Here is a 22,046-nt window from a genome sequence, read left to right as displayed (position 1 = left end):
GTCAGTTACGGTTGCGTTCAGAGATCCGATTGCCAATTGCGACCCAGCCCCAGGAAAACCGCGTTGGATTGCGCCCGGTTCTGGCTCTCGGTATCGCGCAGGCGATAGCGATAGCCGGTGTTCAGGCTCCAGTCGCGGGTCAGGGCGTGGTTATAGGCGGCGGTGACGTTGAAGCGATCCTTCTCGGTCTTGCCCGAGTTGTCGTATCGCTGCAGGGCTCCGCCAACGCCCACGTTGAACGAGGACACGCGGTTGATCGCCTGACGATAGCCCAGGTCCAGCGCCGAGTTGATCACGTTGTCGCCGTTCTGGTCGACCCCGGTGATCTGGGCGAAATCGGCCCAGAACTGTCCGTTGCGCAGGTTGTAGGTATAGGCAAGATCGCCGATCAGACGAAGATCCGTGGTGTCGGATCCCGAAACGCCGATGTTGCCGTCCAGGCTTCCGGAAGCCCAGTTCAGCGATTTGCCGACGGTGGTATCCAAACGCAGGCCATTCTCGTCGTAGCGGGTCGAGGCCCCGAAGCGCAGATCGCCGTTCTTCTGGGCCACGGTCACGTTGATCCCGCCGACATAACCGGACTGGAACTTGTCGCCCGAATTCCGTTTCGTATCGACCTCGGAATATCCAACCCAGGCCCGCAGGCGCATCCGCTGATTGACCAGACCATCCATGCCGAAGTTCAACCGGCGGTGCGTCGAGTCCAGATCGTCGGCGTCGTCTTCGATGCGGCGACCATAGAAGCCGCCCGCGGTCAGCTTCAGGATCGGCGACAGCGCGAAGCCGAAGTCAGCGGCGATGTCTGCGCGATCGCGGTCGTTCAGGCTGGGATCAGTGGTGTCGTAAAAATTGACGCGGGACAGATAACCGACCAGATCGAAACTGACCGGTCCGTCCTGGTTGAGCGAGGCCCCGAAGTTGCCGCGCATCGATTCGCGGCGGCCCTCGCCAAACGTGTCGTCGAAGTTGCCGTTGATATCCAGATCGCTCAGCGGGTTGAAGAAGGCCACATCGACGTTCTGGTAGCGCACATCGAAATCTAGGGAATTGTCGCCGACAACGCGAAGATAGCCAAGATTGAACCGCCAGTCGTCGGCTTCGACATCATTTCCGAAGGTCGGCAGATCGGTTGCGCGGACATTGACCGCGCCGTCAAAGGTGAATTCGTCGGTCAGGGTCCGGCGTTCGATTCCGTAGCCCAGGATGTTGTTCCAGATCAGCGCGTTGCCGAGCGAATCCTCACGCAGGTCGTAGTTGTCGTTGAATTCCAGGTTGGTATTGTAGCTGGCCGTCTGCCGTCGTCCCGGCGCGCCCAGCGACAGGCGGCTGAACCCCGGCCGGGCACCCGTCAGGAAGAACTGGCGGAATGGCTGGTTCCGGTTCACGTTGCGAACCGCCGAATTGTTGATCGGGTTGGTCCCCGTGGAGAGGGCCGAAGTCGCGGTCTGGGCGGGAGTCGTCGACTGGGCTGCGGCGGTTACCGCCGCCACGCCCAGTCCCGTTGCCAGCCCCAGAGCGATGGCTGGGCGCATGCGTTTCACGGAAAGTCTTCCTCTCACTCGAACAGGCGGCGTTCGGGCACCAGGATGACGTCGCCGTCGCGCAGGCGGGCGTTGCCGGAAATCGCGGCGCCCTTGCCGGCTTCTTTCAGGTTGAAGGTATAGACCAGTTCCTGACCGGTTTTCGGATCGGTGCGGCGCAGCTGAACCCGTTTGGTTGCGGCGAAGTTGGTGAAACCGCCGGTCACAGCCAGCGCCTGCAGGAAGTTCAGGTCACTGTCGATGGTTTTCTCGCCGGGCTGGTTCACCTCGCCCAGAACGTAGATCTTGATCGACGACCCCGACGAACCGGCGACGGGCGGCGAGTTCAGCTGGGCGATCGACACGAAGACGGTGGGCTTGGTTGCGAAATTCGGGGCCAGGGCGGTGGCGAGGCTGCTTTGAACCTGGGTCACGGTGCGGCCAGAGGCGCGGATCGTCCCGGCGAAGGGAAAGGTGATGTTGCCGTCAGGCAGAACCATCGCGGTACGGTTCAGACTGGCGTCCTCCAGAACCTCGACGTTTACACGGTCCCCCACCTGCAATGTGTAGTTTTGCGCCGCGCTTGCGGTCGCCATCATCACGAATGCAATGATCCCGATCAGAAATCTCATGGCTCGCTGCCTCTCAGAAAGTTGTCGCCCTGGGGGCCGTTTGGGTGCAGCAAGCCACAGGGTCGGCAGGGGGGAAAGGCTTTTGTTGCCGCAGCGCCAATTCACCCGGCAATCGTCATTTGCGTGCAACAGGTTGACCGGCGTCCTTCGCGCAAATCCGGCACCTATCCCGCGTGGAAAAAATCATAGATGGTTTCCGCCAGCGCGTCTGAAATCCCGTCAACGGCCTTCAGATCGGAAAGATTTGCGCGTGTCACCGCTTTTGCCGACCCGAAGTGCGCCAGCAGCGCCCGCTTGCGCGCCCCGCCGACACCGGGCACATCGTCCAGCGGATTTGCGCTCATCGACTTGGCACGCTTGGCGCGATGGGTGCCGATGGCAAAGCGGTGCGCCTCGTCGCGCAGGCGCTGGATGAAATACAGCACCGGATCATTGTGGCGCAGTGCGAAGGGGCGCTGGCCGGGGCGGTGGAACTCTTCCTTGCCGGCATCGCGGTCGACGCCCTTGGCAACCCCGACCATGGCGATGTCGGGCACGCCCAGTTCTTCCAGCACCTTCTGCACGGCGCTGACCTGTCCCGGACCGCCGTCGATCAGCAGCAGGTCGGGCCAGCTGCCGCTCTGCCGGTCGGGATCTTCCTTGATGAGCCGCGACAGCCGGCGGGTCAGCACCTCGGTCATCATGCCGAAATCGTCGCCGGGGGTCAGCTCCTCGCCCTTGATGTTGAACTTGCGATAGGCGCTTTTCTCGAACCCGTCGGGACCGGCAACGATCATGCCGCCGACGGCATTGGTGCCCTGGATATGCGAGTTGTCATAGACCTCGACCCGTTGCGGTGGGGTGTCGAGGCCGAACGCCTCGGCCAGACCGCGCAACAGTTTGCCCTGCGTGGCGGTGTCGGCCATCTTGCGCGCCAGGCTCTCGCGGGCATTGCGGGCGGCACCGGACACCAGTTCGGCCTTCTCGCCACGTTTGGGTACGTCGATGGCCACCTTGCGCCCGGCCTTCTGGCTCAACGCCTCGGCCATCAGGTCGGGATCGTCGATGGGATGGGACAGGATCAGGCGGCGCGGTGGCTGCTTGCCGTCATAGAACTGCCCCAGAAACGCCTGCAGCACCTCGGACGCCTCGGCTTCGGCCACGCGCGGATAGAAATCCTTGTTGCCCCAGTTCTGGTTGGCGCGGATGAAGAACACCTGCACGCAGGCCTGCCCACCTTCCATGTGCAGGGCGACCACGTCGGCCTCGGGCACGCCGCGCGGGTTGATGCCCTGCGCGGTCTGCACCTGCGTCAGCGCCTTGATGCGGTCGCGCAGGATGGCGGCGCGTTCGAATTCCATGGCCTCGGCGGCTTCCGCCATCTGTGCGGCCAACGTTTCCTGCACCTTGGTAGAGCGTCCCGACAGGAAGCGTTCGGCATCGGCCACCAGCCCGGCATAGTCCTGTTCGCTGATCTCGCCGGTGCAGGGCGCCGCACAGCGCTTGATCTGATGAAGCAGGCAGGGGCGGGTCCGGCTGGAATACATCGCGTCCGAGCAGTTGCGCAGCAAAAACACTTTCTGCAACTGGTTCAGGGTCCGGTTCACCGCGCCGGCGCTGGCAAAGGGGCCATAGTAACTGCCCTTGACCGACTTGCGGCCGCGATGCTTGCGGATCTGCGGGAAGGGATGATCCTTGGTGACCAGGATATTCGGAAAGCTCTTGTCGTCGCGCAGCAGCACGTTGTAGCGCGGCTTGAGCTGCTTGATGAGGTTCTGTTCCAGCAACAGCGCCTCGGTCTCGGTGCGCGTGGTCAGGAACATCATCGACGCGGTTTCCGAGATCATGCATTCGATCCGGCGGCTGTGTCCGGACGGGCGGGCATAATTCGAAACCCGCGCCTTCAGGTTGTGCGCCTTGCCCACATAGAGCACCCGGCTTTCCGCATCCAGCATCCGGTAGACGCCGGGCGAGCTGTCCAGCGTTTTCAGGTATTCCTGAATGCAATCATGGCCGGTTTTGGCGGGGGCGGGGGGCGGTGTTTCGGGCATGGATCCATCAACTCGATTCCCTCATGTCGCTGCAACCATTCGCGGTCGATCACAAGGGCGAACATGTCCACGGTTTCTGTGGATAACTCTGTTGGCAAGTTTCGGGGTATCCGGTTTTTCCCTTGTCAGGACGGCACTTCCCCGGTTTGCCTAAAAATTAGGCTGTTTTCCAGGTCATTGATTTCGCAACTTAAAAAGTTCAACCAGAGTATAAGTGCATGAGAAGCTTAACGTTTTCGTGACAAGGATGTGACGGCCCGTGTGCGGTGCAAAACTTGCATTTGAGAATGGTCATTCAACCCCGTCTACATCCGGCGTTTTCCATGCCAGATGCTGGCCGCCATCGACGCAGAGGATCTGTCCCGTGACTGCCTTGGCCGTCAGGAAATACATCAACGCTCCGGTGATATCTTCGGAATTGGCCCCGCGATGCAGCGGGGTCAGGGCGCGTTGGCGGGCGAAATCTTCGGCCGACTGACGCCCCCCCCGCAGGGTCGGGCCGGGGCCGATGCCATTCACCCGTATTTTGGGCGCCAACCCCATGGCGGCGGTGCGCGTGAAGGCCCACAGACCCATCTTGGCGATGGTGTAGGTGCTGAACTCGGGGGTCAGCTTGTGCACGCGCTGGTCGATCATGTTGACCACCAGGCCGCGCGCGACGGGCTCGCCCTGCGCATCTGTGTCGAGCGGTGGCACCTGGCGGGCAAAGGCCTGGGTCAGGACGTATGGCGCGCGCAGGTTGCTTTCCAGATGCCGGTCCCAGCTGTCGCGGGTCGCGGTGTCCAGATCGTCGTGTTCGAAGATCGAGGCGTTGTTCACCAGAACCGTCAGCGGCGCGCCAAGCGCTGCAGAAGCGCGGCCGATCAGCGGTACGGTCTGCGTCTCGTCCAGCAGGTCCGCGCCCAGGGCGACGGCCTTGCGTCCCTTGGCCACAATCTCGGCGACCACCTTCTCGGCGGGACCGCGCGATGTGCCATAGTGGACCGCAACGTCATGTCCGGCGTCGGCCAGGGCCAGGGCCATGGCGCGTCCAAGGCGCTTGCCCGCTCCGGTGACAAGTGCAGCTTCGGCCATGGCGATCTCCTTCGGGTCAGACGAGCAGAATGCTCAGGTAGCCCAGATATATCACGGTCAAGAGCACACCCCAGCCACGCGTCAGGTTCCATTTCAGGAACACGAACGGCGCGATCAGCACAGAAGCCGCCAGCATCACCCACAGGTCCAGGCTCAGGAACTCGGGGTCGACCGGGATGGCGCCGAACAGGCTGGCCACGCCGATGATGCCCAGAAGGTTGAAGATGTTCGACCCGATGACATTGCCAAGCGCCACATCCGCCTTGTTGCGGAACGCGGCCATGACGGTGGTGGCCAGCTCGGGCAGCGAAGTGCCGATGGCGATCAGGGTCAGGCCGATCACGGTTTCGCTGATGCCGAAGCGGCGGGCGATGTTGATGCCACCGTCAACCAGCAGATCGGCACCCAGCGGCAGACCGATCAGGCCCAGCACCAGCAGCAGCGCGATGCGCCAGCCCGGCAGGCTGGGATCGGCGCCTTCCAGTTCCTCGGGATCTTCGGTGACAAGGGCGGCGGCATTGCGGTGATTGTGGGCGCGGCGCCCCTGATCCACCAGCATGAACGTCAGGCCCGCCAACAGCAGCACGCCGTGCATCCAGGTCAGCGGCCCTGCGAAACACAGCGCAATGAACACGATCGAGGCCAAGAGCATCAGCAGATAGCTGTGCCGCGTGTCGCAGCCCGAGGTGGCCAGCCCCTTCATCATCGCCGGTATCCCCAGCACCAGAAGGATGTTGGCGGTGTTCGAGCCGACCACGTTGCCAAGTGCGATCCCCGGCGCATCGTCCAGCACCGCGTTGATCGAGATCAGCAGTTCGGGCGCCGAAGTTCCGAAGGCGACGATGGTCAGGCTGACGATCAGGGCCGGAACGCCCAGACGCAGGCTGAGGTTGACCGCACCCTTCACCAGCGCGTCGCCGGCCAGCAACAGGATCACCAGGCCAAGCGCGACATATACCCAATCCATCATGAAGATTTCTTGTCCTTGCAGGGGCAGGGGCCCTTGCCGATCCGGTAGGCACCGCACTTGGGGCACTTGCGCGCCTCAAGCTTGCGCTGTCCGGGCAGGCGCAGGCGACCGAACATGGCCAGAACCGCCATGCCGATCAGGAAGAAAGTGACGATCTTGACCAACATCAGAGCCCGAAGCGGGCAAACTGCGCGCGCTCCTCGATGCCGTGCAGCGCGCCTTCGACGGCCTGCACCCCGAACCGGCGCAGCAGGCCCTTCTTGGGTCCGTACTTCTGGAACTTCACCTTGGGACCGAAGCGTTCCTTCATCTTCGGAACCAGATGGCCGATGCCGTCCGCCAGCCCCACGGCGATGGCACGCTGGCCCAGCCAGACGTTGCCGTTGAACAGATCTTGATCAAGATCCAGCTTCGCGCCGCGCCGCGCCTTTACGTGATCGATAAAGGCCGTGTGGATGTCTTCTAGGATGACATTCAGCCGGGCGACGTCGTCTTCCTTTTCGGGGCGGAAGGGGTCCAGCATGCTCTTCGACGTGCCCGCGGTATGAACCCGCCGCTCGACCCCGTGTCGGGCGATGAACTCATGTGCCCCGAAGGAAGACGAGATCACGCCGATGGAGCCGACCACCGAACTGGGATCGACCCAGATTTCGTCCGCCGCGGCCGCCAGCCAATAGCCGCCCGAGGCGGCGACATCCTCGACGAAGGCAAAGACCGGAATGTCCTTTTCCTCGGCCAGCCGCCGGATGCGTGCGCCGATCAGCGAGGATTGGACCGGGCTGCCGCCGGGTGAATTGATCGACAGGGCCACGGCCACGGGCTTGTGCTTGGCAAAGGCGCGTTCCAGCAGCGGCGCGAGGGTTTCGTCGCTCAGGCCAGAGGTGCCGGAGCCGGCGCCGTTGATGATGCCGGACAGCCGGACGACGGCCACGCGCGGAGGGCGGTTCAGAAAGGGCACAAATTTCTTCATGCTCAGCACATAGAGTGCGCCCTGCCGAACAACAAGTTGTCCGCGCCTTCAATACGCAAAGGCCCCGGCAGTTTGCCGGGGCCCGTGTCCTGCTGCGCACAGATTGTGCACAGCGTTGCAGCGCAACCCTACCACAAGGCGACAAGGCCGCTGGCGGTGGTGCCCGACGACAGGATCTTGGTGGCGCGCATGGGCAGCATCGATCCGGCGGGCACGGCCGAGAAGGTCAGTTGCGCGCCCGACACCAGTTCGGCCCGGATGTCGCCGCCGCCGCCCACATAGACGGCGCGGCAGACATGGCCCAAGGGGTTGGAATCATGCGGTGCCACCATGGCCCCATCGATCGCGGGCGAGGTCAGGCCAGGGGCGGTATCAGCGAAAAGGTCAGCCATTGGGATCTCCGTTGTTGGCCACAGGGGGCCGGGGTCAGCGTGCAAGGTGTTGAACCGCCGGTGGCATCGGGCGCAGACTGTGCCAGAAGGGTAAGGCCACAAGCGGATGACGTCTTTATGCGGAACAACTGTCGGAAGATCGGTTTAACCTTCTGTAAAGCCACCGTGCGTTGCGCGGTTGCGCTGGTCTGTCTGGCGGGCGGCGCCGGGACGGGGATGGCGCAGGTCGCGGCCCCCGTGGCCGATGGCGTTGCTCCTGTCACCTCGGCCAACACGCGCCGGCAGGCGCTGCGCGACCAGTGGCTGGTGGACCTGTTGCCCGATCCCGCCATGGCCGCCCTGCCCATCGTCGATCCGACCCGCAGCGACCCGGTGGCCGGGCAATTGCGACGGCTCTATGCACAGGGCAAGGCGGCGGGTCTGGCCGGGGTGCTGTATGACAATCGCGACCGTGGGCATTCGGCGCTGGCACCCGGCGCTTTTCCACAGATGGCCCGCGTGGTCTACGATCAGGCCTTCCTGACCCAGATGCTGGATCACGGGCTGGCGGGGCGGATGACATTCTCGCTTCCGGTGATCGGCAATTCCTCGACCGCCTTCACCAAGGGGCCGCTGGAACGGTCCATCGGGCGCATGGCGACTGGCAGCCAGGCCGACGCCAGCCGCGCCAACACGCTGTATCTGTCCAACCATTTCTATGTCTATCCCGAGCATCGCGATCACGATGTTGACAAGGGCGACCGGATGTTTGCCATGACGCCGCATTTCGCGTTGTCGCAGGGGTCGTCGCGCACCGACCGCCCGGTGATGGAAGCGGTGGCCGAGGCGCTGGCCGCCCTGCAACCGGAAACCCGCGCGCGGGCCGAGGCCATGGGACTGCTGGCGCCAACCGCCCAGATGATCCTGCGGCGCAGCTTGTCCGGCGTGCGCTCGGACGCCGACTATCTGACGGCGCGCGCGCATCCCACCGCGTTTGCGGGCAATCTGCTGCGGCCGTCGGTGATGGTGGCGCTGGCCAATTCCATCGCCCCGGATGCGCTGCCGCCGGTGGTGAAGCTCAGTGTGGTTCGGGATTTTTCGGGCGTGCCGGGCCGCGATTTTCTGGCTGGCAACCTGGGTGAAGTTTTGTTCACCACGTCCACGGCCATCGGGCGGGCATGGCGCGGGTTGTCCAGCCGTCGTGACATCACGCTGGATGTGACGGGCACCGAAGATCCCTCCGGGCGCGAGCTGACGTTCCATTGGGTGGTGGTAAAGGGCGATCCGGAAAAGGTGCGAATCCTTCCCGAGGATGCGCGCGGTGGCCGCGTGACCATCGAGATGGATTGGCATGATCCGGCAACGGTGGCGCCACCCACGACGCCGCGTCCTTCCCGAATCGAGGTCGCGGTGATTGCCGACAACGGCGTACATCTCTCGGCGCCGTCGTTCTTCTCGGTCAGCCTGCCGCTGTTCCAGAACCGCGACTATGCGCAGCCCGGCGATCCCGTCCCGCGTTCCATGAATTACCGTGCCGATCCCGGCGATCCCTATGCCGATCCGTTGATCTGGCCCAAGGCGGCCTGGACCGACAGTTTCGAGGCGGAAGCGTCTGGCGGTTGGGTGCTGCGCCGCGACCACGGTGGCGGCGCCGTCCTGACCCTGCGCAAATCAGGGCTGGGCTACGTCACGGCGAACGGCCCCGTCACGCATGTCGCGCGAAAGTCCCAGAAAGGGCCGCTGGTTCTGGTGACGGTCCGCGCCGATGGCACGGATCAGTAATAGGCGTTGTCGTAGCCGTAACCGCCTGCCGTGTAGCGCACCTTGTTCATCACCACGCCCAGCACGTTGGTCACGGCGGCGATCTGGGTTTCCGCCACGTCGATCTCCTCGATCGAGGTCACCTCGGCGGCGACGACCATCAGGCTGCAATCCACGTATTCCAGGAACCCGACGGTGTCGTCGGACGCCAGAACAGGCGGCGCATCGAACAGGATGATGTCGGGGGCATAGGTCTCTTCGACCTTCTTCAGCGCCTCCCGCGCCTTGCTGCTTTGCAGCAGTTCGGAGGAGTTCGCGGCGGGCACCTGGTTGGTGGCGAAGGCGAGGTTACTGCCATAGGCCACCATGTGGTATTCCGCCGGCTCTTGCCCGCTGAGCACGCGGGCGAAGGCCATGTTTTCCTTGATTCCCAGCACCCGCGCCATTTCCGGGCGGCGCATGTCGGTTTCGATGACCAGGATCCGCAGGTCGGTTTGCCGGGCCAGCGAGAACGCCAGGTTCGCGGTCACGGTGGTCTTGCCGCAACGGGGCGTGGGCGAGGTCACCAGGATGCGATGCCAGTTGTTGGCCTTGGCCTGTTGCAGGATCTTGGTCCGCATCATGTCGATCTCGGCGGCCTGCTTGCCGCCGAAGAAGGACACAAGCCGGTTGGTGCGGTACAGTTCTTCGTTCGGGGCCAGTTGCGGCAGGGCGCGCCAGGCCGAAAGGACGGCGTCATCGACAGGGGCGGGTTTAACCGTGTCTCGCGTCTGCGCCTGGTTCGGGGCGGTCTCTGCAACCGGCGCGGCCTTGTCCTTCGGCGGCGTCTGCTGTGTGCCGATGGTTTCGTTGCGCCGTTCGCGTGCCCGGTTGAGGGCGTCTTGAAGTCGTTCCATTGCCAAGCCTTTGTTCAGAGCCCCGCCAGCACCCGCGTACGGGCACACAAGTGCGTCGCGATCAGATCATCGAATAGCCGACCCGGTTCAGAAACGGTTCCAGAATCGTTTCCAGGGGGACGACCAGCGTGTGGATGGCGTACATGCCAAGGGGGATGAAGATGATAAAGAAGGCAATTGCGCCGAATACCATCATACGTTTGACGAAGATTTCACGGTCGGTCCGGATATAGGGCAGCACCGCAATCGGGGTGATTCCCAGCTTGTTGGTCAGTTCCACCGGACGCCGGATCGACTTGTTCAGAAGTTCCATCAGCAGGATGATGCCCAGACCGGTGGCCATGCCGGCGCCAACGCCGCCTGCCATGATGAGCGGACGGTTCGGACTGGACGGACGGTCGGGGCGGATGGCCTGTTCGATCACCGAAATGCGCTGACCCTTGGCGAGCAGTTCGATCCGTTCGCCGGTGGCGGCCTTGGACAGGCGTGCAACGGCGGTGTTGTACTGGCCCTGCGTGTTGTTGAAGTCGCGCTGCAGCTTGGACAGGCCGACACCGTTGGCAGGGGCTTCGAGGATCAAGGCCTCGATCCCGGCAATCTCGGCGTTCAGTTCCTCGATTTCCGACCGCAGAAGTTCAACTTGCGAATCGAGGTCCGACAGCTGGGCGCGGAACTGCGCTTCCTGCTGGGACATCTTCTGATCTTCGACCTCATCGGCCAGACCGCTGGCCGTCACGGCTTCGGCGGCGACCTGATCTTCAATCTGCTTGACCTTGGCCGCCAGCATGGTGAGCTTGGGGTTGGTCTTCGAATAGATCAGTTCGGCATCCGACAGGGCCTGGCGTGCCGCTTCGAGCTGTTGCTGCCGGGGAGTCATCTGACCACCAGCCCCTGCGCCGGCAACGCCGCCGGTCAGGCGGAACAGATCTTCCAGCCGTTTCTTCTGATCTTCCAGAACCACGATCTGACGCGCGCGCGTATCGATCCCGGTGTTCAGGCTGGCAAGGCGATTGCGCAGGTATTCCAGGTGCTGGGGCAGGGCCAGACCGGCCTGGGCTTCGTATTCCAGAAGACGGGCGCTTTGGGTGTCCAGCTCGGTCCCGAGCCGATCCACTTCCTGTTCAAAGAACTCCAGGGTGTCGCCCGCCTGTTCGGTGCGGATCTCGACGTTTTCCTGAAGCACCAGGGTCACGAATTCGTTCGTGACTTCCGCAACCTTGGCCGGTGAATCGCCGCGATAAGTGATCGTCAGAAGCGTCGTGGCGGGTGCGTTTCGACGTGAGGACGGTTTGACTGTATTGGTGGCCCGGAAGGTGGTGCGGTTGCGCATATCCGTCACGATTGCAGTCGCGGTCGGCGCGCTGCCCTGATCGCTGTCCGCGTACAGCCCCAGACGGTTGGCCATGTCGAGCAGGTTGGCGCGAGTCAGAAGACGCTGTTCGATGATCTGAAGCTGTTCGGCCGCTTGTACCTGCACGGTAGAGGCGGCCAGAGCGGCCGGGATCTGTTCGGCTTCCACCAGCAGCGTCGCGCGGGCCTCGTATTCGGCGGGCAGCAACATCGCGATCGAGAAGCCGATCGAGGAGAACAGCGCCGTGATCAGGATGAAGTACGGGCTGCGGCGCATGAAAACGCGCAGGTAATATTTTAGGTCAAGCTTCATGCCTGATCTCCTTCCAGGCTCGAAGCACCAAAGAAGACGCCGTCTTTCAGCACGCTTTCAATGGTTTCTTCGGTCACCACATGTTCCTCTGCCGAGAAGGCATAGACCAATCCCAGATCGCAGATCTGGTTGACGAGGCGGGGGATGCCCCGCGAAAGTTCATAGATGCGATGGATCGCGCTGGGGCTGAATTCCTGCCCGCTGCCGCCCGCCACCCGCAGCCGGTGCGCGATGTAAGCGCCGACGTTGTCCTCGGACATGGCTGACAGGTGGAAACTGGATCCGACCCGCTGCACGAACTGCTTGAGTTCGGGACGCATGATCAGGCTGCGCAATTCCGGCTGCCCCACCAGGACAAGCTGCACCAGTTCGTCCTTGTTCGAGTTGATGTTGGTGAGCATTCGCAGCTCTTCCAACGTGTTCACGTTCAGGTTCTGGGCTTCGTCGATGATCAGAATCACCCGATGCCCGTTGGCATAGGACTCCAGCAGGAAATCCTGCAACTGCTGGAACAACTGCACGTAGGAGGCGTGCGGATCAAACTTCTGCCCGACCGAATGCAGCACCCACTGCAGCAATTCGCCCCGGTCGCCCTGCGCGTTCGAGATCAGGCCGATCAGCACGTCCTCGGGCAGCGTCTTGAGCAGATGTTGCAGCAGGGTCGTCTTGCCGGCCCCGATCTCTCCCGTCACCACGGTGATCGGAGAGCGCGTGAGGATGCCGTACTCCAGCATCGTATAGGCCAGTCGGTGCGACTTCGACCAGAACAGGAAGTCAGGATCGGGGACAAGCGTGAACGGACGCTCGTGAAACCCGAAGAACGTATTGTAAATATCTACTGGAGCAGTTGTATTCATAATCCCGCAGCCCGACCTGAAGTACCAGCAACCCGGCGTTGAGTTCCCGCCCTTCGGGCACACACACAAGCACACTTAACCTCACAGGGTCTTATGCGCAAACTCAAGCCGTATGAAGGATTAATCGCGGAAGAGTTCAAAAAGTCGCAAATATTCCAAGCGATACATGTCGCTTTCCTGGCCGACCGCGGTCGGCTGTTCGGCCTCTGCCGGCCGATGAACCTGCCTGATGCATCAATCAAATGCTTGGCAAACAGGCGGTTGATCCGATTCCGGGCGAAAATTCGCCTCCCGATTGTGTGATTCTTGACACGGTTTGCGGTCCCGTGTTCCGCTTTAGGTAGTGTAACCAACTGTTTACCATGTGATTTCCAGTTTTCGTGAAATATGGGCCAAAAGCTGCTAAATATTGAAAGGATTGTCTTGGGCATGATAGGGGTCATGTTGTGCGCCTCACGGGGGAAAGACCGCTGGGCCACAACCTGTATGAGTGGTGAATAGAGTTAAATGAGGGTGAACGGTAGTGACGGCACATTTCCCGAACTCGTCAGACGTGATTAAAGGAATTGTGGATTACACGCCTCGGAAGAGCTTCTACCGCTCTTTCTTCAAGCGTGTGTTCGATATTCTGTTCGTGCTGGCGGCCTCGATCGTGGCGGTCCCTGTCACCGTGCTTCTTGCACTGATGATCATGTCCGATGGCGGTTCTCCGTTTTTCGTACAGCGGCGCGTCGGCAAGGATGGCAAGATCTTCAACATGGTCAAGCTGCGCTCGATGGTGGTGGATGCCGACCGCAAGCTTGCCGCGTTCCTGTCGCAGAACGAAGAAGCCCGCGACGAGTGGAACCGCAACCAGAAGCTGAAGTCAGATCCCCGCATCACCTTCGTCGGACGGATCATCCGCAAGACATCGCTGGATGAACTGCCGCAGTTCTGGAACGTCCTGCTGGGCGACATGAGCGTCGTTGGACCGCGCCCGATGCTGCCGTCGCAACGGGATCTCTATCCGGGCCAGGCCTATTACGCGCTCAAGCCCGGCGTGACCGGTCTGTGGCAGGTGGGCGATCGCAACAACACGTCCTTCGCGGCGCGTGCCAGGTATGACGCCGACTATTATCGGATTGTTAGCCTGAAGACGGATATCTGTGTCGTGCTGAAGACCGTTCGCGTGGTCCTCCGCGGCACCGGGCATTGACCGCGCGCCCCTGCGCTGTTTGACGCAACCAGCCGCGGATTTCTCCGCGGCTCTTTTTATTCGGGGCCCAGAAGGATTACATACAAAAATATGCTGCAACGACAGGGATCCAGAATGCGCAACGCTTCCCGGCTTCTATCCGCCGTACTTTTGACCTCAGCGCTGGCTTTGTCCGCTTGTGACTCGGTCGAGGACAAGGCCGAAAAGAAATATGAGAATGCCGTGGAACTGGCGAATGCGGGAGAGGTTGCCAAGGCCTTGGTCGAGCTTCAGACGGTGTTCAAGCTTGACGGAGAGCATCGTGACGCCCGGATGATGTACGCCCGGCTGAAGCGTGATGAAGGTGACATTGAACAGGCCTTCGGACATTTCCTGCTGGTGACCGAACAGTATCCCGAGGATTTCGAGGCGCATTTTGAAATTGCCAAGCTGGCGGTGGACCTGAGCGCGTGGCCCGAGGCCGAGAAACACGCCCGTGCGGCTGCCGAGATCGACCCGGACTATCCGGATCTCCAGCCCCTGCTGGTGGCGGTGGACTACAGCGCCGCGTCGCGCAACGAAGACGAAGCCGCGCAGGTTGCCGCCTATGAACGTGCCCGCGAGGTTCTGGCCGCCCAGCCCGACTCGTTGGTCGGCTGGCAGATCGTGGTGGATCGCCTTGTGCGCGAGGGCAAGACCACCGAGGCGCTGGAAGCCCTGGACGAAGCGCTGGCGCATCGCCCCGACAACACCCAGTTCCATCAGCTCAAGCTGAACCTTCTGGCCCAGATCGAGGATTTCGACGGTCTTGGCGCGCAGTTGCAGGAGATGGTCGAACGGTTCCCGGAAAACCGCGAAGTACGGACCGCGCTGGTGCGCTGGTACATCGCCAATGAGGATCCGGACGGGGCCGAGGTGTTCGTGCGCGATCTGGTTGCCCAGGCGGGCGACGAGATCCCGCCGCGCATCGCGCTGGTGCAATTCCTGACCCAGGTGCGCGGCGGCGAAGCGGCGCTGGCCGAACTGGACAACCTGATCGAGGAAGGTCTGGCCGACGCCACCTTCCGCCTGATCAAGGCCAGTGTTCTGTTCGACATGGGGCAGCGTGACACTGCCATCGAACAGGTCGAGACCCTGAGCCAGCAACATACCGACGGCGGGGACGAGGCGCTCAACATCAAGACCACCCTGGCGCGGATGCTTCAGGCCGAAGGTGACAAGGCCCGGGCCGAGGAACTGGTCAACGAAGTGCTGGCGCAGGATCCGGGCGACACAAATGCCCTGAAACTGCGCGCGGCCTGGCTGATCGAGGACGACCAGGTGCGGGATGCGGTTCTGGCCCTGCGCACGGCGCTGGATCAGGCGCCGCGTGATCCGGAAACCATCACGCTGCTGGCCAGTGCCTATGAGCGTGGCGGCAACCGGGAACTGATGGCCGAAAGCCTGGCGCTGGCATTCGAGGCGTCGGGCGCGGCCCCGGCCGAGGCGCTGCGCTATGCCCAGCACCTCATCACCAACGAGAAATACCTGACGGCCGAAGATGTCCTGATCCAGGCCCTGCGCCTGGCGCCGGACAGCGTGCCGCTTCTGCGCTCCCTGTCCGAGGTCTACCTTGGCATGAACGACCTGCCGCGCGCCGAGCAGGTGGTCACCGCGCTGCGCAATGTGAACACGGATGACGCCGTGGCCCTGGCCAATGGCTTGCAGGCCGCGGTGCTGCAGCGCATGGCGCGCACCGACGAGAGTATCACGTTGATGCAGAACATGATCGAGGAGGGGCAGTCGAACTTGTCGGCCCAGACCGCGATCGTGCGCACGCGCCTGGCCAACGGCGAGTTGGAAGAAGCCCGCGCCTATATGAACCAGGTTCTGGCCACGACGCCCGAAGACAGCCCGAACTACCTTGGCGTTCAGTTCCTCAACGCGGCCCTGACCGCCACCGAGGGGCAATACGACGAGGCCCGCGCAATGTATCGCGACATCCTGGCCACCGACAATGCCATCGAACCGGTCTGGCGCGCGCTGGTGGCAACCGCGGTGCGGCAAGGGGCCCAGGACGACGCCGCCCAGATCGTGGACGAGGCGCTGGCGATTTTGCCCGAGTCGGCAAACCTGTGGTGGATCAAGGCCGGGCTGGTGGAGCGGGGCGGCGAGATCGACGAGGCCATCGGCATCTACGAAGACCTCTATGCCAAGGACTCCAGCTCGACGATCATTGCCAACAACCTGGCCAGCCTGATCACGACCTACCGAAACGACGACGAAAGCCTGCAACGCGCCTTCGTGATCGCCCGCCGCCTGCGCGGCTCGACCATCCCGGCGTTCCAGGACACTTACGGCTGGATCGCCTACCGCCTGGGCAACTATGACGAGGCGCTGGAGCATCTGGAACCTGCCGCCGTGCGTCTGACCGGCGATCCCACGGTGCAATACCATCTGGCCAAGACCTATATGGCCGTTGATCGTCCGGGTGATGCGCGCCCCTATCTGGAAAGGGCGGTTGAACTTTGGGATGGTTCGGAGTTGGATCTTGCAACGCAGGCGCGGCAGGAGCTTGCGGCCCTGACCAACGCGCCGACCGACGCGCCCGCGTCGGAGTGAACGGAAACCCATCGGCAGGGGCCGCGCTTGCGCTGGCCCCCTTGCCCCTGACGCGCCCCGCCCCGGCGGGCCGGAGGATCCAGACGTGACGTGGAACATCCCCAATATCCTGACCGTGATGCGCCTGTTCGCGGCCCCCTGCGTGGCGCTGATCTTCATGGTTCTGCCACGGCCGATGGCGGATTGGGCCGCACTGGTGATCTTCGTTCTGGCCGCCGTTACCGACTGGTTCGACGGCTATCTCGCGCGAAAGCTGAACCAGCAGACCCGCTTTGGCGCCATGCTGGACCCGATCGCCGACAAGGCCATGGTCATCATCTCGATCTGCGTGATCCTGGCATTGTCGGGCCTGGATCCCTGGCTGACCCTGCCTGCGGTCGTCATCCTGTTTCGCGAAGTGTTCGTGTCCGGCCTGCGCGAGTTCCTGGGGTCCGATGCCAGCCTGTTGCAGGTCACCAAGCTGGCCAAGTGGAAAACCACCGCGCAGATGGTGGCGATCCCGCTGCTGCTGTTGAGCCTTGGCTTGCAAGAGGTTCATTTCTGGTTGTACCGATCCATGGATCCGGCGGATTACGGCGCGTTGCTGGCGCAGGGACCGCAAGACTGGAATGCCACGTGGCGCGTGGTGCAGGGCGGCTGGCTGAGCGGGTTGAGTGGCCTTGTGATGTTCTATGTCGCGGCCTTTCTGACCGGGCTGACCGGGCTGGATTACTACCGCAAGTCATTGCGGTTCCTTGAAGATGAGGCTGGTGACGATGCAGCTTGAGGTGCTCTATTTCGCCTGGGTGCGCGAACGGATCGGCGTGCCGCGTGAAACCGTGCAGACCGAGGCACGCACCGTGGCCGACCTGGTGGCTGAACTGACCACCCGGGAAGAACGTTACGCCGCCGCTTTCGCCGACCTTTCCACCGTGCGCGTGGCGCTGGACCAGACCCTGTCGGGGTTTGAGGCCGAGCTTGCCGGCGTGCGCGAGGTCGCCTTCTTCCCGCCGATGACCGGGGGCTGAAAATGGATGTCCTGATCCAGTCCGAGGTGTTCGACGCCGGGGCCGAACTGAACCGTTTCTCCCAGCGCGCCGCAAACAACGGGGCCGGGGCCGTGGTCAGCTTTACCGGATTGGTCCGCGATCTGGCCGACAGCCCGCTGTCGCGCATGGAGATCGAACATTATCCCGGCATGACCGAACGCGCGATCGAGGCGATCCGCGCCGAGGCGGTCACCCGCTGGTCCCTGTCCGGGGCGCTGGTGATCCACCGCCACGGCCAGCTTGCGGCCGGCGATCCGATCATGATGGTGGCCACCGCCGCCCCGCATCGGGTGGATGCTTTCGCGGCAGCCGAGTTTCTGATGGATTATCTGAAATCCCGCGCGCCCTTCTGGAAGAAGGAAGTCACCGCGCAGGGGGCGTCCTGGGTCGACAGCAAGGCCGAGGATGAGGCCGCGCTGGATCGCTGGGCGTAAGCTCGCTTCGCGTGCGCCGCGTGTTCAATGCGTGCCCATGTTCTGTTTCGAGATGAAGGCGCGCAATTCCTCGGTCTCGTGGCGGGCCGTCTGAAGCCCCTCCATCGCCGCTTTCAACTCGGCCTCGGTCTCTTTCAGACGACCGTGCAGCCGCACTTCTTCCTCTTTCAATTCGGCCCGCGCCGCATCGCGGGCTTCCTCGGCGTCGTGCAGCGCCTCGGCCATGCTGTCCAACTCGCCCAGGGCGGCTTTCGACACATGCGACAGGCGGCTGACCACCCAATGGGTCACGAATCCCAGGCAGAAGGCCCCGAACAGCAGGATTGCCGTGGCGATGATGAATTCAGTTCTGTCCATCTGTCTGCTCCGTTTCTGCCGCGGGCACGTCGGGATCGGCCTGCGCGGTCTCATCGCTGGGATCGTCGTCCGGGGCAAAGGGCCCGAACAGGGGATAGCGCAGGCTGAACTCGATCCGGCGGTTGGCCTCGCGTCCATCGGCGGTGTCATTGTCGGCCACCGGGTTCTCTTCGCCATAGCCGATCGCGCTGAGGTTGCTGGCCCGGACCCGCTCGGCAATCAGGGCGTTGAACACCGCGTCGGCGCGCGCCTGGCTGAGGGCGGTGTTCATCTCGTCCCGGCCCTGGCTGTCGGTGTAGCCGCCGATTTCCATTTCCACGTCGTCGCAGTCGCGCAGGACGGCGGCGATCCGGCGCACGATGCGCAGGCCGTCAACGTCCAGCTCGGTCGAGCCCGGCGCGAAAGTGATCTTGGTATTGGCCTGGATCTCGTTGATCCGCGCCAGGCAGTCCTCGGCGGAGGGCAGCGAGGCGACGGGATCCAGTTCCTCGACATAGGCAATATCCAGCAGCATCGGCATCGACGGGCCCAGCAGCGCGGTCAGATTGGTGGCCAGTGTGCCGGGCAGGGCCGGATCGCCGGTGGTGCCCTTCAGGGTCAGCATGTCTGGGGTGATGCTCAGGCGCCCGGTTTCCAGCGCTGCAAAGGCATCCAGCCCGGCCAGCACCCGCGCCGACCAGCCTTCGGGCAGGCCGGATTGCTGGCGTAGCGAGACATGCAGCATGTCCCGTGGGAACCGCGCCGCGACCAGCGTTTCGACCACGTTGCGGGCGTGGCGATCCACCGTGCTGCCCCGGATGATGGCCTGCCCTTCCGGGCTGAGGGTGGCCGAGAACACGGCTTCGGCAGCGGCGACCCCCTGAGCGGCCCCCGGCACCGGGGCCACTGTCAGTTGGTAGGTGTCGGGCAGGTCGGCTTCGAAGGCGGCAAGGGCATGGTCCAGCGGTTGCGGCAGAACCTCGGCGCCCGGCGTGATCGAGATGCTGAGATCCGAGATCGTCAGAATGCCCGCACCGATCTGGGTCAGTGTGTCGATGCCGTGTGCTGTGACGCGATCCCATTGCGTATCCGGTGCGCCCATCGCGACCGCGCAGGTGTTGTCATCGATCTGCGCCCCGGCGTTGCGGGCTGCGGCCTCGATCTGCTGGCGCCCCTTTGCGGAACTGGCCGAGCAGGCTTCGAACCGGGGGCCAGCGTCGTCGATGCGGAACCGGGTCACGAAGGGCGATACCACCGGCGGCGGCACCGAGAAATCGGACACCAAAACGATCTGATCGCCGATCTGACTGGCCAAGCCTTCTTCAAGGTACGTCTTGGTCTCGGCATCCGGGGCCAGCCCGGTGACGGTCATCGCCTCGGCCGAAAGCTCTACCCGCGCGTTGTTCAGGCCGCGCACCACGGCGACGCCGGCCTTCACGGCTGTCTCCCACCCCTCGGGCGGGGCATCGGGGCTGGTGGACAGAAGGCCCGACACCGTAGTCACACCTTCGATTTCAGCCAGCGTGTCCAGCAGCATCGCCTTGGCCGCGCCGCCGCCGGGGATCAGCCCCAGCGCCGTCACCTTGGCGCCGTTGCGCATCAGTTCGAACCGGTATTCCGGGGGCGGCGGCGCGTCGGGGTCGGCTACGCTCATCCCGTCGCGCAGGTTGACGGGGTTCACCACCGCGCCCGCCGCGCGCAGGGCGCGGAATCGCTCGGCTTCGTCCGGGGCTTCGCCGCCCAGCCGCGCCTGCAACCCGTCGATCTCGACCGTGACCCAGTCGAAGCCGCCATTGGCCAGCGCGGTTTCCAGTGCCGTACCCGCGCGCTCTTCCACCAGTTCGACCGCATGTTGGGCCACCACCACGCAGGCCCCGGCGCCGAGGCCGAGCGTTACGAGGTTGAGGGCAAGGATCGCAATGGGACGCATGAGGACTTCCGACCGTCAGGGAGGCTCCGTGTCTTTACGAAGCCACGCGCGCGAGATCAATCAAAGCAAAAGGGCTAACGCAAAGGCAGCGGCAGGAATCAGCCCGGTGTCGCGGTTGCTGCGGAACAGCGACAGGCAGTTGTCGGCGTCTTCGGTCTGCAAGCGGCGCAACTGCCAAAGCTGATGCGCGGCAAAGCCCGGTACCGCCAGAAACGCCAGGGCACCTGCCGCCGTCAGCCCCTGACCGGCAAAGGCCGCCCAGATTGCCAGCGCCATCAGTGCCACCGACCCCCACAGGAAAAGGGTCAACCAGCGATGGGTGTTGCTGCCGAACAACCGGGCCGTGGATTTCACCCCGATCAGCGCGTCGTCTTCCTTGTCCTGATGGGCATAGATGGTGTCGTAGAACAGGGTCCAGACCAGCCCGGACAGGTACAACAGCACCGCCGGCCACCCCAGCCGCCCGTCATGCGCCGTCCAGGCCAGCAGCGCACCCCAGTTGAAGGCCAGCCCCAGGAAGACCTGCGGCCACCATGTGAACCGTTTGGCAAAGGGATAGATCGCCACCAGCGCCAGCGAGGCCACGCCCAGAAGGATGGCATTCAGGTTGAAGCTGAGCAGGATCGCGAAAGCCAGCAGCGCCTGCAGGCCCATCCAGGCCACCGCCCCCCGCACGCTGACCTGTCCCGACGGAATCGGCCGCGACCGTGTCCGGGCCACGGCGGCGTCGAACTCGCGATCGGTGATGTCGTTCCACGTGCAGCCGGCGCCGCGCATCAACCAGGCGCCCAGCCCGCAGCCAAGCATGATCCACAGCCCGTGCCAGCCCAGCCCCGCGCCGCTGGCCGCCGACAGCAGGACGCCCCACCAGCACGGCAGCAGCAACAGCCATGTGCCGACCGGCCGATCCGCCCGGCTGAGACGCAAATACGAGCGCGCCCAGTCCGGCGCGCGATGGTCCACCCAGTTACCGCGCACCGCGTCGAACACCTGTCCCTCTGGCGCTTGGGGCGAGTCGGTCATATCTAGGCCTCATGTCGAACGCGAAAACCGCAGCAAAGATCAGGCTCTATGTAGAGCATCCCTTGGCCGAGGGACAATCGGTTCCACTGACGCGGGATCAGGCGCATTACCTGTTCGGGGTGATGCGGCTGACCGTCGGCGATGCGGTGCTGCTGTTCGACGGGGTGTCGGGCGAATACCGCACCGAGGTGGCCGAGGCCGGCAAGCGCGGCGGTGTGCTGGTCTGTGCCGAACAGACCCGGCCCTTGCAGACCCCGCCCGACCTGTGGCTGCTGTTTGCCCCGATCAAGAAGGCGCGCACCGATTTCATCGTCGAAAAGGCCGCCGAGATGGGGGCCGCGCGCATCTGCCCGGTGCAGACCGCCTTCACCAACTCCGAACGGATCCGGCAGGATCGGCTGCAAGCCCATGCCATCGAGGCCGCCGAGCAATGCGGCGGCACTTTCGTGCCCGAAGTGACCGCCCTGACCCGCCTGTCCGCGCTTCTGGACGATTGGCCCGCCGACCGCCGGTTGATGTTCTGCGATGAGACCCGCGCGGGGGAGGGGCTGGGGCTGACCGTGGCCGGTCCGGGCCCCTGGGCGATCCTGATCGGTCCCGAAGGTGGGTTCAGCGCCGAGGAACGCACGCGGTTGATGGCGATGGACCAGGCCGTGCCGGTCAGCCTTGGCCCGCGCATCCTGCGCGCCGATACCGCTGCCGTGGCCGCCATGACGGTCTGGCAGCAGGCATTGGGGGATTGGGCGTGATCCGCCGATCCCGGTCCCGTCATTTGC

The 22,046-nt window shown here is 63.8% G+C and carries 21 protein-coding genes; 7 read left to right on the top strand and 14 right to left on the bottom strand.

All coding sequences use genetic code 11. The features are described from left to right. Positions 1–17: 17 nt before the first annotated feature. The 8 genes from H8B03_RS02410 to H8B03_RS02375 all read right to left on the bottom strand — a co-directional run bounded on the left by H8B03_RS02410 (position 18) and on the right by H8B03_RS02375 (position 7,588). Positions 18–1,541 carry a hypothetical protein gene (locus tag H8B03_RS02410; protein ID WP_193139893.1) on the bottom strand — a complete coding sequence of 508 codons (1,524 nt, stop codon included), beginning with the start codon at positions 1,539–1,541 and terminating at the stop codon, positions 18–20. Positions 1,542–1,555: 14 nt separating this feature from the next. Next, entirely contained in the window at positions 1,556–2,152 is a 597-nt protein-coding gene (locus H8B03_RS02405; protein ID WP_193139891.1) for a polysaccharide biosynthesis/export family protein, read from the bottom strand. Positions 2,153–2,316: 164 nt separating this feature from the next. Further along, positions 2,317–4,182, bottom strand: a complete 1,866-nt coding sequence (uvrC, locus tag H8B03_RS02400; protein WP_193139889.1) for an excinuclease ABC subunit UvrC — start codon at positions 4,180–4,182, stop codon at positions 2,317–2,319. A 291-nt stretch (positions 4,183–4,473) separates the two neighbouring features. Further along, positions 4,474–5,256 (bottom strand): SDR family oxidoreductase, encoded by a 783-nt coding sequence (locus tag H8B03_RS02395; RefSeq protein ID WP_193139886.1) that lies wholly within the window; start codon positions 5,254–5,256, stop codon positions 4,474–4,476. A gap of 16 nt (positions 5,257–5,272) precedes the next feature. After that, positions 5,273–6,226 carry a calcium/sodium antiporter gene (locus H8B03_RS02390; protein ID WP_193139884.1) on the bottom strand — a complete coding sequence of 318 codons (954 nt, stop codon included), beginning with the start codon at positions 6,224–6,226 and terminating at the stop codon, positions 5,273–5,275. Then, the gene (locus H8B03_RS02385; RefSeq protein WP_193139882.1) at positions 6,223–6,393 is read right to left on the bottom strand and encodes a hypothetical protein; all 171 of its coding nucleotides are present in this window, start codon (positions 6,391–6,393) and stop codon (positions 6,223–6,225) included. Before H8B03_RS02385 ends, H8B03_RS02390 begins: the two co-directional genes overlap by 4 nt. Further along, on the bottom strand, positions 6,393–7,196 hold the full coding sequence (locus tag H8B03_RS02380) for a S49 family peptidase (protein ID WP_193139881.1): 804 nt from the start codon (positions 7,194–7,196) through the stop codon (positions 6,393–6,395). Before H8B03_RS02380 ends, H8B03_RS02385 begins: the two co-directional genes overlap by 1 nt. Positions 7,197–7,324: 128 nt before the next feature. Continuing rightward, complete coding sequence (locus tag H8B03_RS02375) at positions 7,325–7,588, bottom strand: hypothetical protein (protein WP_193139879.1); 264 nt, start codon at positions 7,586–7,588, stop codon at positions 7,325–7,327. A gap of 165 nt (positions 7,589–7,753) precedes the next feature. Here H8B03_RS02375 and H8B03_RS02370 point away from each other — a divergent pair, with 165 nt between their 5' ends. Next, entirely contained in the window at positions 7,754–9,349 is a 1,596-nt protein-coding gene (locus tag H8B03_RS02370; protein ID WP_193139877.1) for a hypothetical protein, read from the top strand. Here the strand turns inward: H8B03_RS02370 and H8B03_RS02365 are convergent. From H8B03_RS02365 to H8B03_RS02355, 3 genes are all read right to left on the bottom strand, one after another. Beyond that, a complete protein-coding gene (locus H8B03_RS02365; RefSeq protein WP_193139875.1) occupies positions 9,343–10,224 on the bottom strand; it encodes a CpsD/CapB family tyrosine-protein kinase in 882 nt (293 codons plus the stop codon). The genes H8B03_RS02370 and H8B03_RS02365 overlap by 7 nt on opposite strands. Before the next feature lie 61 nt (positions 10,225–10,285). Next, a complete protein-coding gene (locus tag H8B03_RS02360; protein ID WP_193139873.1) occupies positions 10,286–11,887 on the bottom strand; it encodes a Wzz/FepE/Etk N-terminal domain-containing protein in 1,602 nt (533 codons plus the stop codon). Beyond that, on the bottom strand, positions 11,884–12,744 hold the full coding sequence (locus H8B03_RS02355; protein ID WP_193139871.1) for an ExeA family protein: 861 nt from the start codon (positions 12,742–12,744) through the stop codon (positions 11,884–11,886). The genes H8B03_RS02360 and H8B03_RS02355 overlap by 4 nt, the downstream gene beginning before the upstream one ends. Positions 12,745–13,297: 553 nt before the next feature. Here H8B03_RS02355 and H8B03_RS02350 point away from each other — a divergent pair. The 5 genes from H8B03_RS02350 (at position 13,298) to H8B03_RS02330 (ending at position 17,981) form a co-directional block, all read left to right on the top strand. Continuing rightward, a complete protein-coding gene (locus H8B03_RS02350; protein ID WP_319022420.1) occupies positions 13,298–13,939 on the top strand; it encodes a sugar transferase in 642 nt (213 codons plus the stop codon). 168 nt (positions 13,940–14,107) lie between these two features. Then, positions 14,108–16,519 (top strand): tetratricopeptide repeat protein, encoded by a 2,412-nt coding sequence (locus tag H8B03_RS02345; protein ID WP_193139867.1) that lies wholly within the window; start codon positions 14,108–14,110, stop codon positions 16,517–16,519. A gap of 85 nt (positions 16,520–16,604) precedes the next feature. After that, positions 16,605–17,285, top strand: coding sequence for a CDP-diacylglycerol--glycerol-3-phosphate 3-phosphatidyltransferase (pgsA, locus tag H8B03_RS02340; RefSeq protein ID WP_193139865.1), 681 nt, complete (start codon positions 16,605–16,607; stop codon positions 17,283–17,285). After that, positions 17,275–17,526 (top strand): molybdopterin converting factor subunit 1, encoded by a 252-nt coding sequence (gene moaD / locus H8B03_RS02335; protein ID WP_193140135.1) that lies wholly within the window; start codon positions 17,275–17,277, stop codon positions 17,524–17,526. The genes pgsA and moaD overlap by 11 nt, the downstream gene beginning before the upstream one ends. Before the next feature lie 2 nt (positions 17,527–17,528). After that, positions 17,529–17,981, top strand: a complete 453-nt coding sequence (locus H8B03_RS02330; protein WP_193139863.1) for a molybdenum cofactor biosynthesis protein MoaE — start codon at positions 17,529–17,531, stop codon at positions 17,979–17,981. Between the two features lie 24 nt (positions 17,982–18,005). On the opposite strand, the gene H8B03_RS02325 is transcribed toward H8B03_RS02330, so the two are convergent. Genes H8B03_RS02325 through ubiA form a run of 3 tightly spaced genes read right to left on the bottom strand, consistent with a single transcriptional unit; the run spans position 18,006 to position 21,270 of the window. Continuing rightward, the gene (locus H8B03_RS02325) at positions 18,006–18,338 is read right to left on the bottom strand and encodes a hypothetical protein (RefSeq protein WP_193139862.1); all 333 of its coding nucleotides are present in this window, start codon (positions 18,336–18,338) and stop codon (positions 18,006–18,008) included. After that, positions 18,325–20,247, bottom strand: coding sequence for an OmpA family protein (locus H8B03_RS02320; RefSeq protein WP_193139860.1), 1,923 nt, complete (start codon positions 20,245–20,247; stop codon positions 18,325–18,327). Before H8B03_RS02320 ends, H8B03_RS02325 begins: the two co-directional genes overlap by 14 nt. A 60-nt stretch (positions 20,248–20,307) precedes the next feature. Continuing rightward, a complete protein-coding gene (gene ubiA, locus H8B03_RS02315; protein WP_193139858.1) occupies positions 20,308–21,270 on the bottom strand; it encodes a 4-hydroxybenzoate octaprenyltransferase in 963 nt (320 codons plus the stop codon). Between the two features lie 11 nt (positions 21,271–21,281). Between ubiA and H8B03_RS02310 the strand changes: the two genes are divergently transcribed. Next, entirely contained in the window at positions 21,282–22,019 is a 738-nt protein-coding gene (locus tag H8B03_RS02310) for a 16S rRNA (uracil(1498)-N(3))-methyltransferase (RefSeq protein WP_193139856.1), read from the top strand. The last annotated feature ends 27 nt before the right edge of the window (positions 22,020–22,046 follow it).

It is taken from the genome of Meridianimarinicoccus sp. MJW13 (genome assembly GCF_014901205.1).
Lineage (GTDB): Bacteria > Pseudomonadota > Alphaproteobacteria > Rhodobacterales > Rhodobacteraceae > Meridianimarinicoccus.
This window is presented reverse-complemented; position numbering and strand designations above follow the sequence as displayed.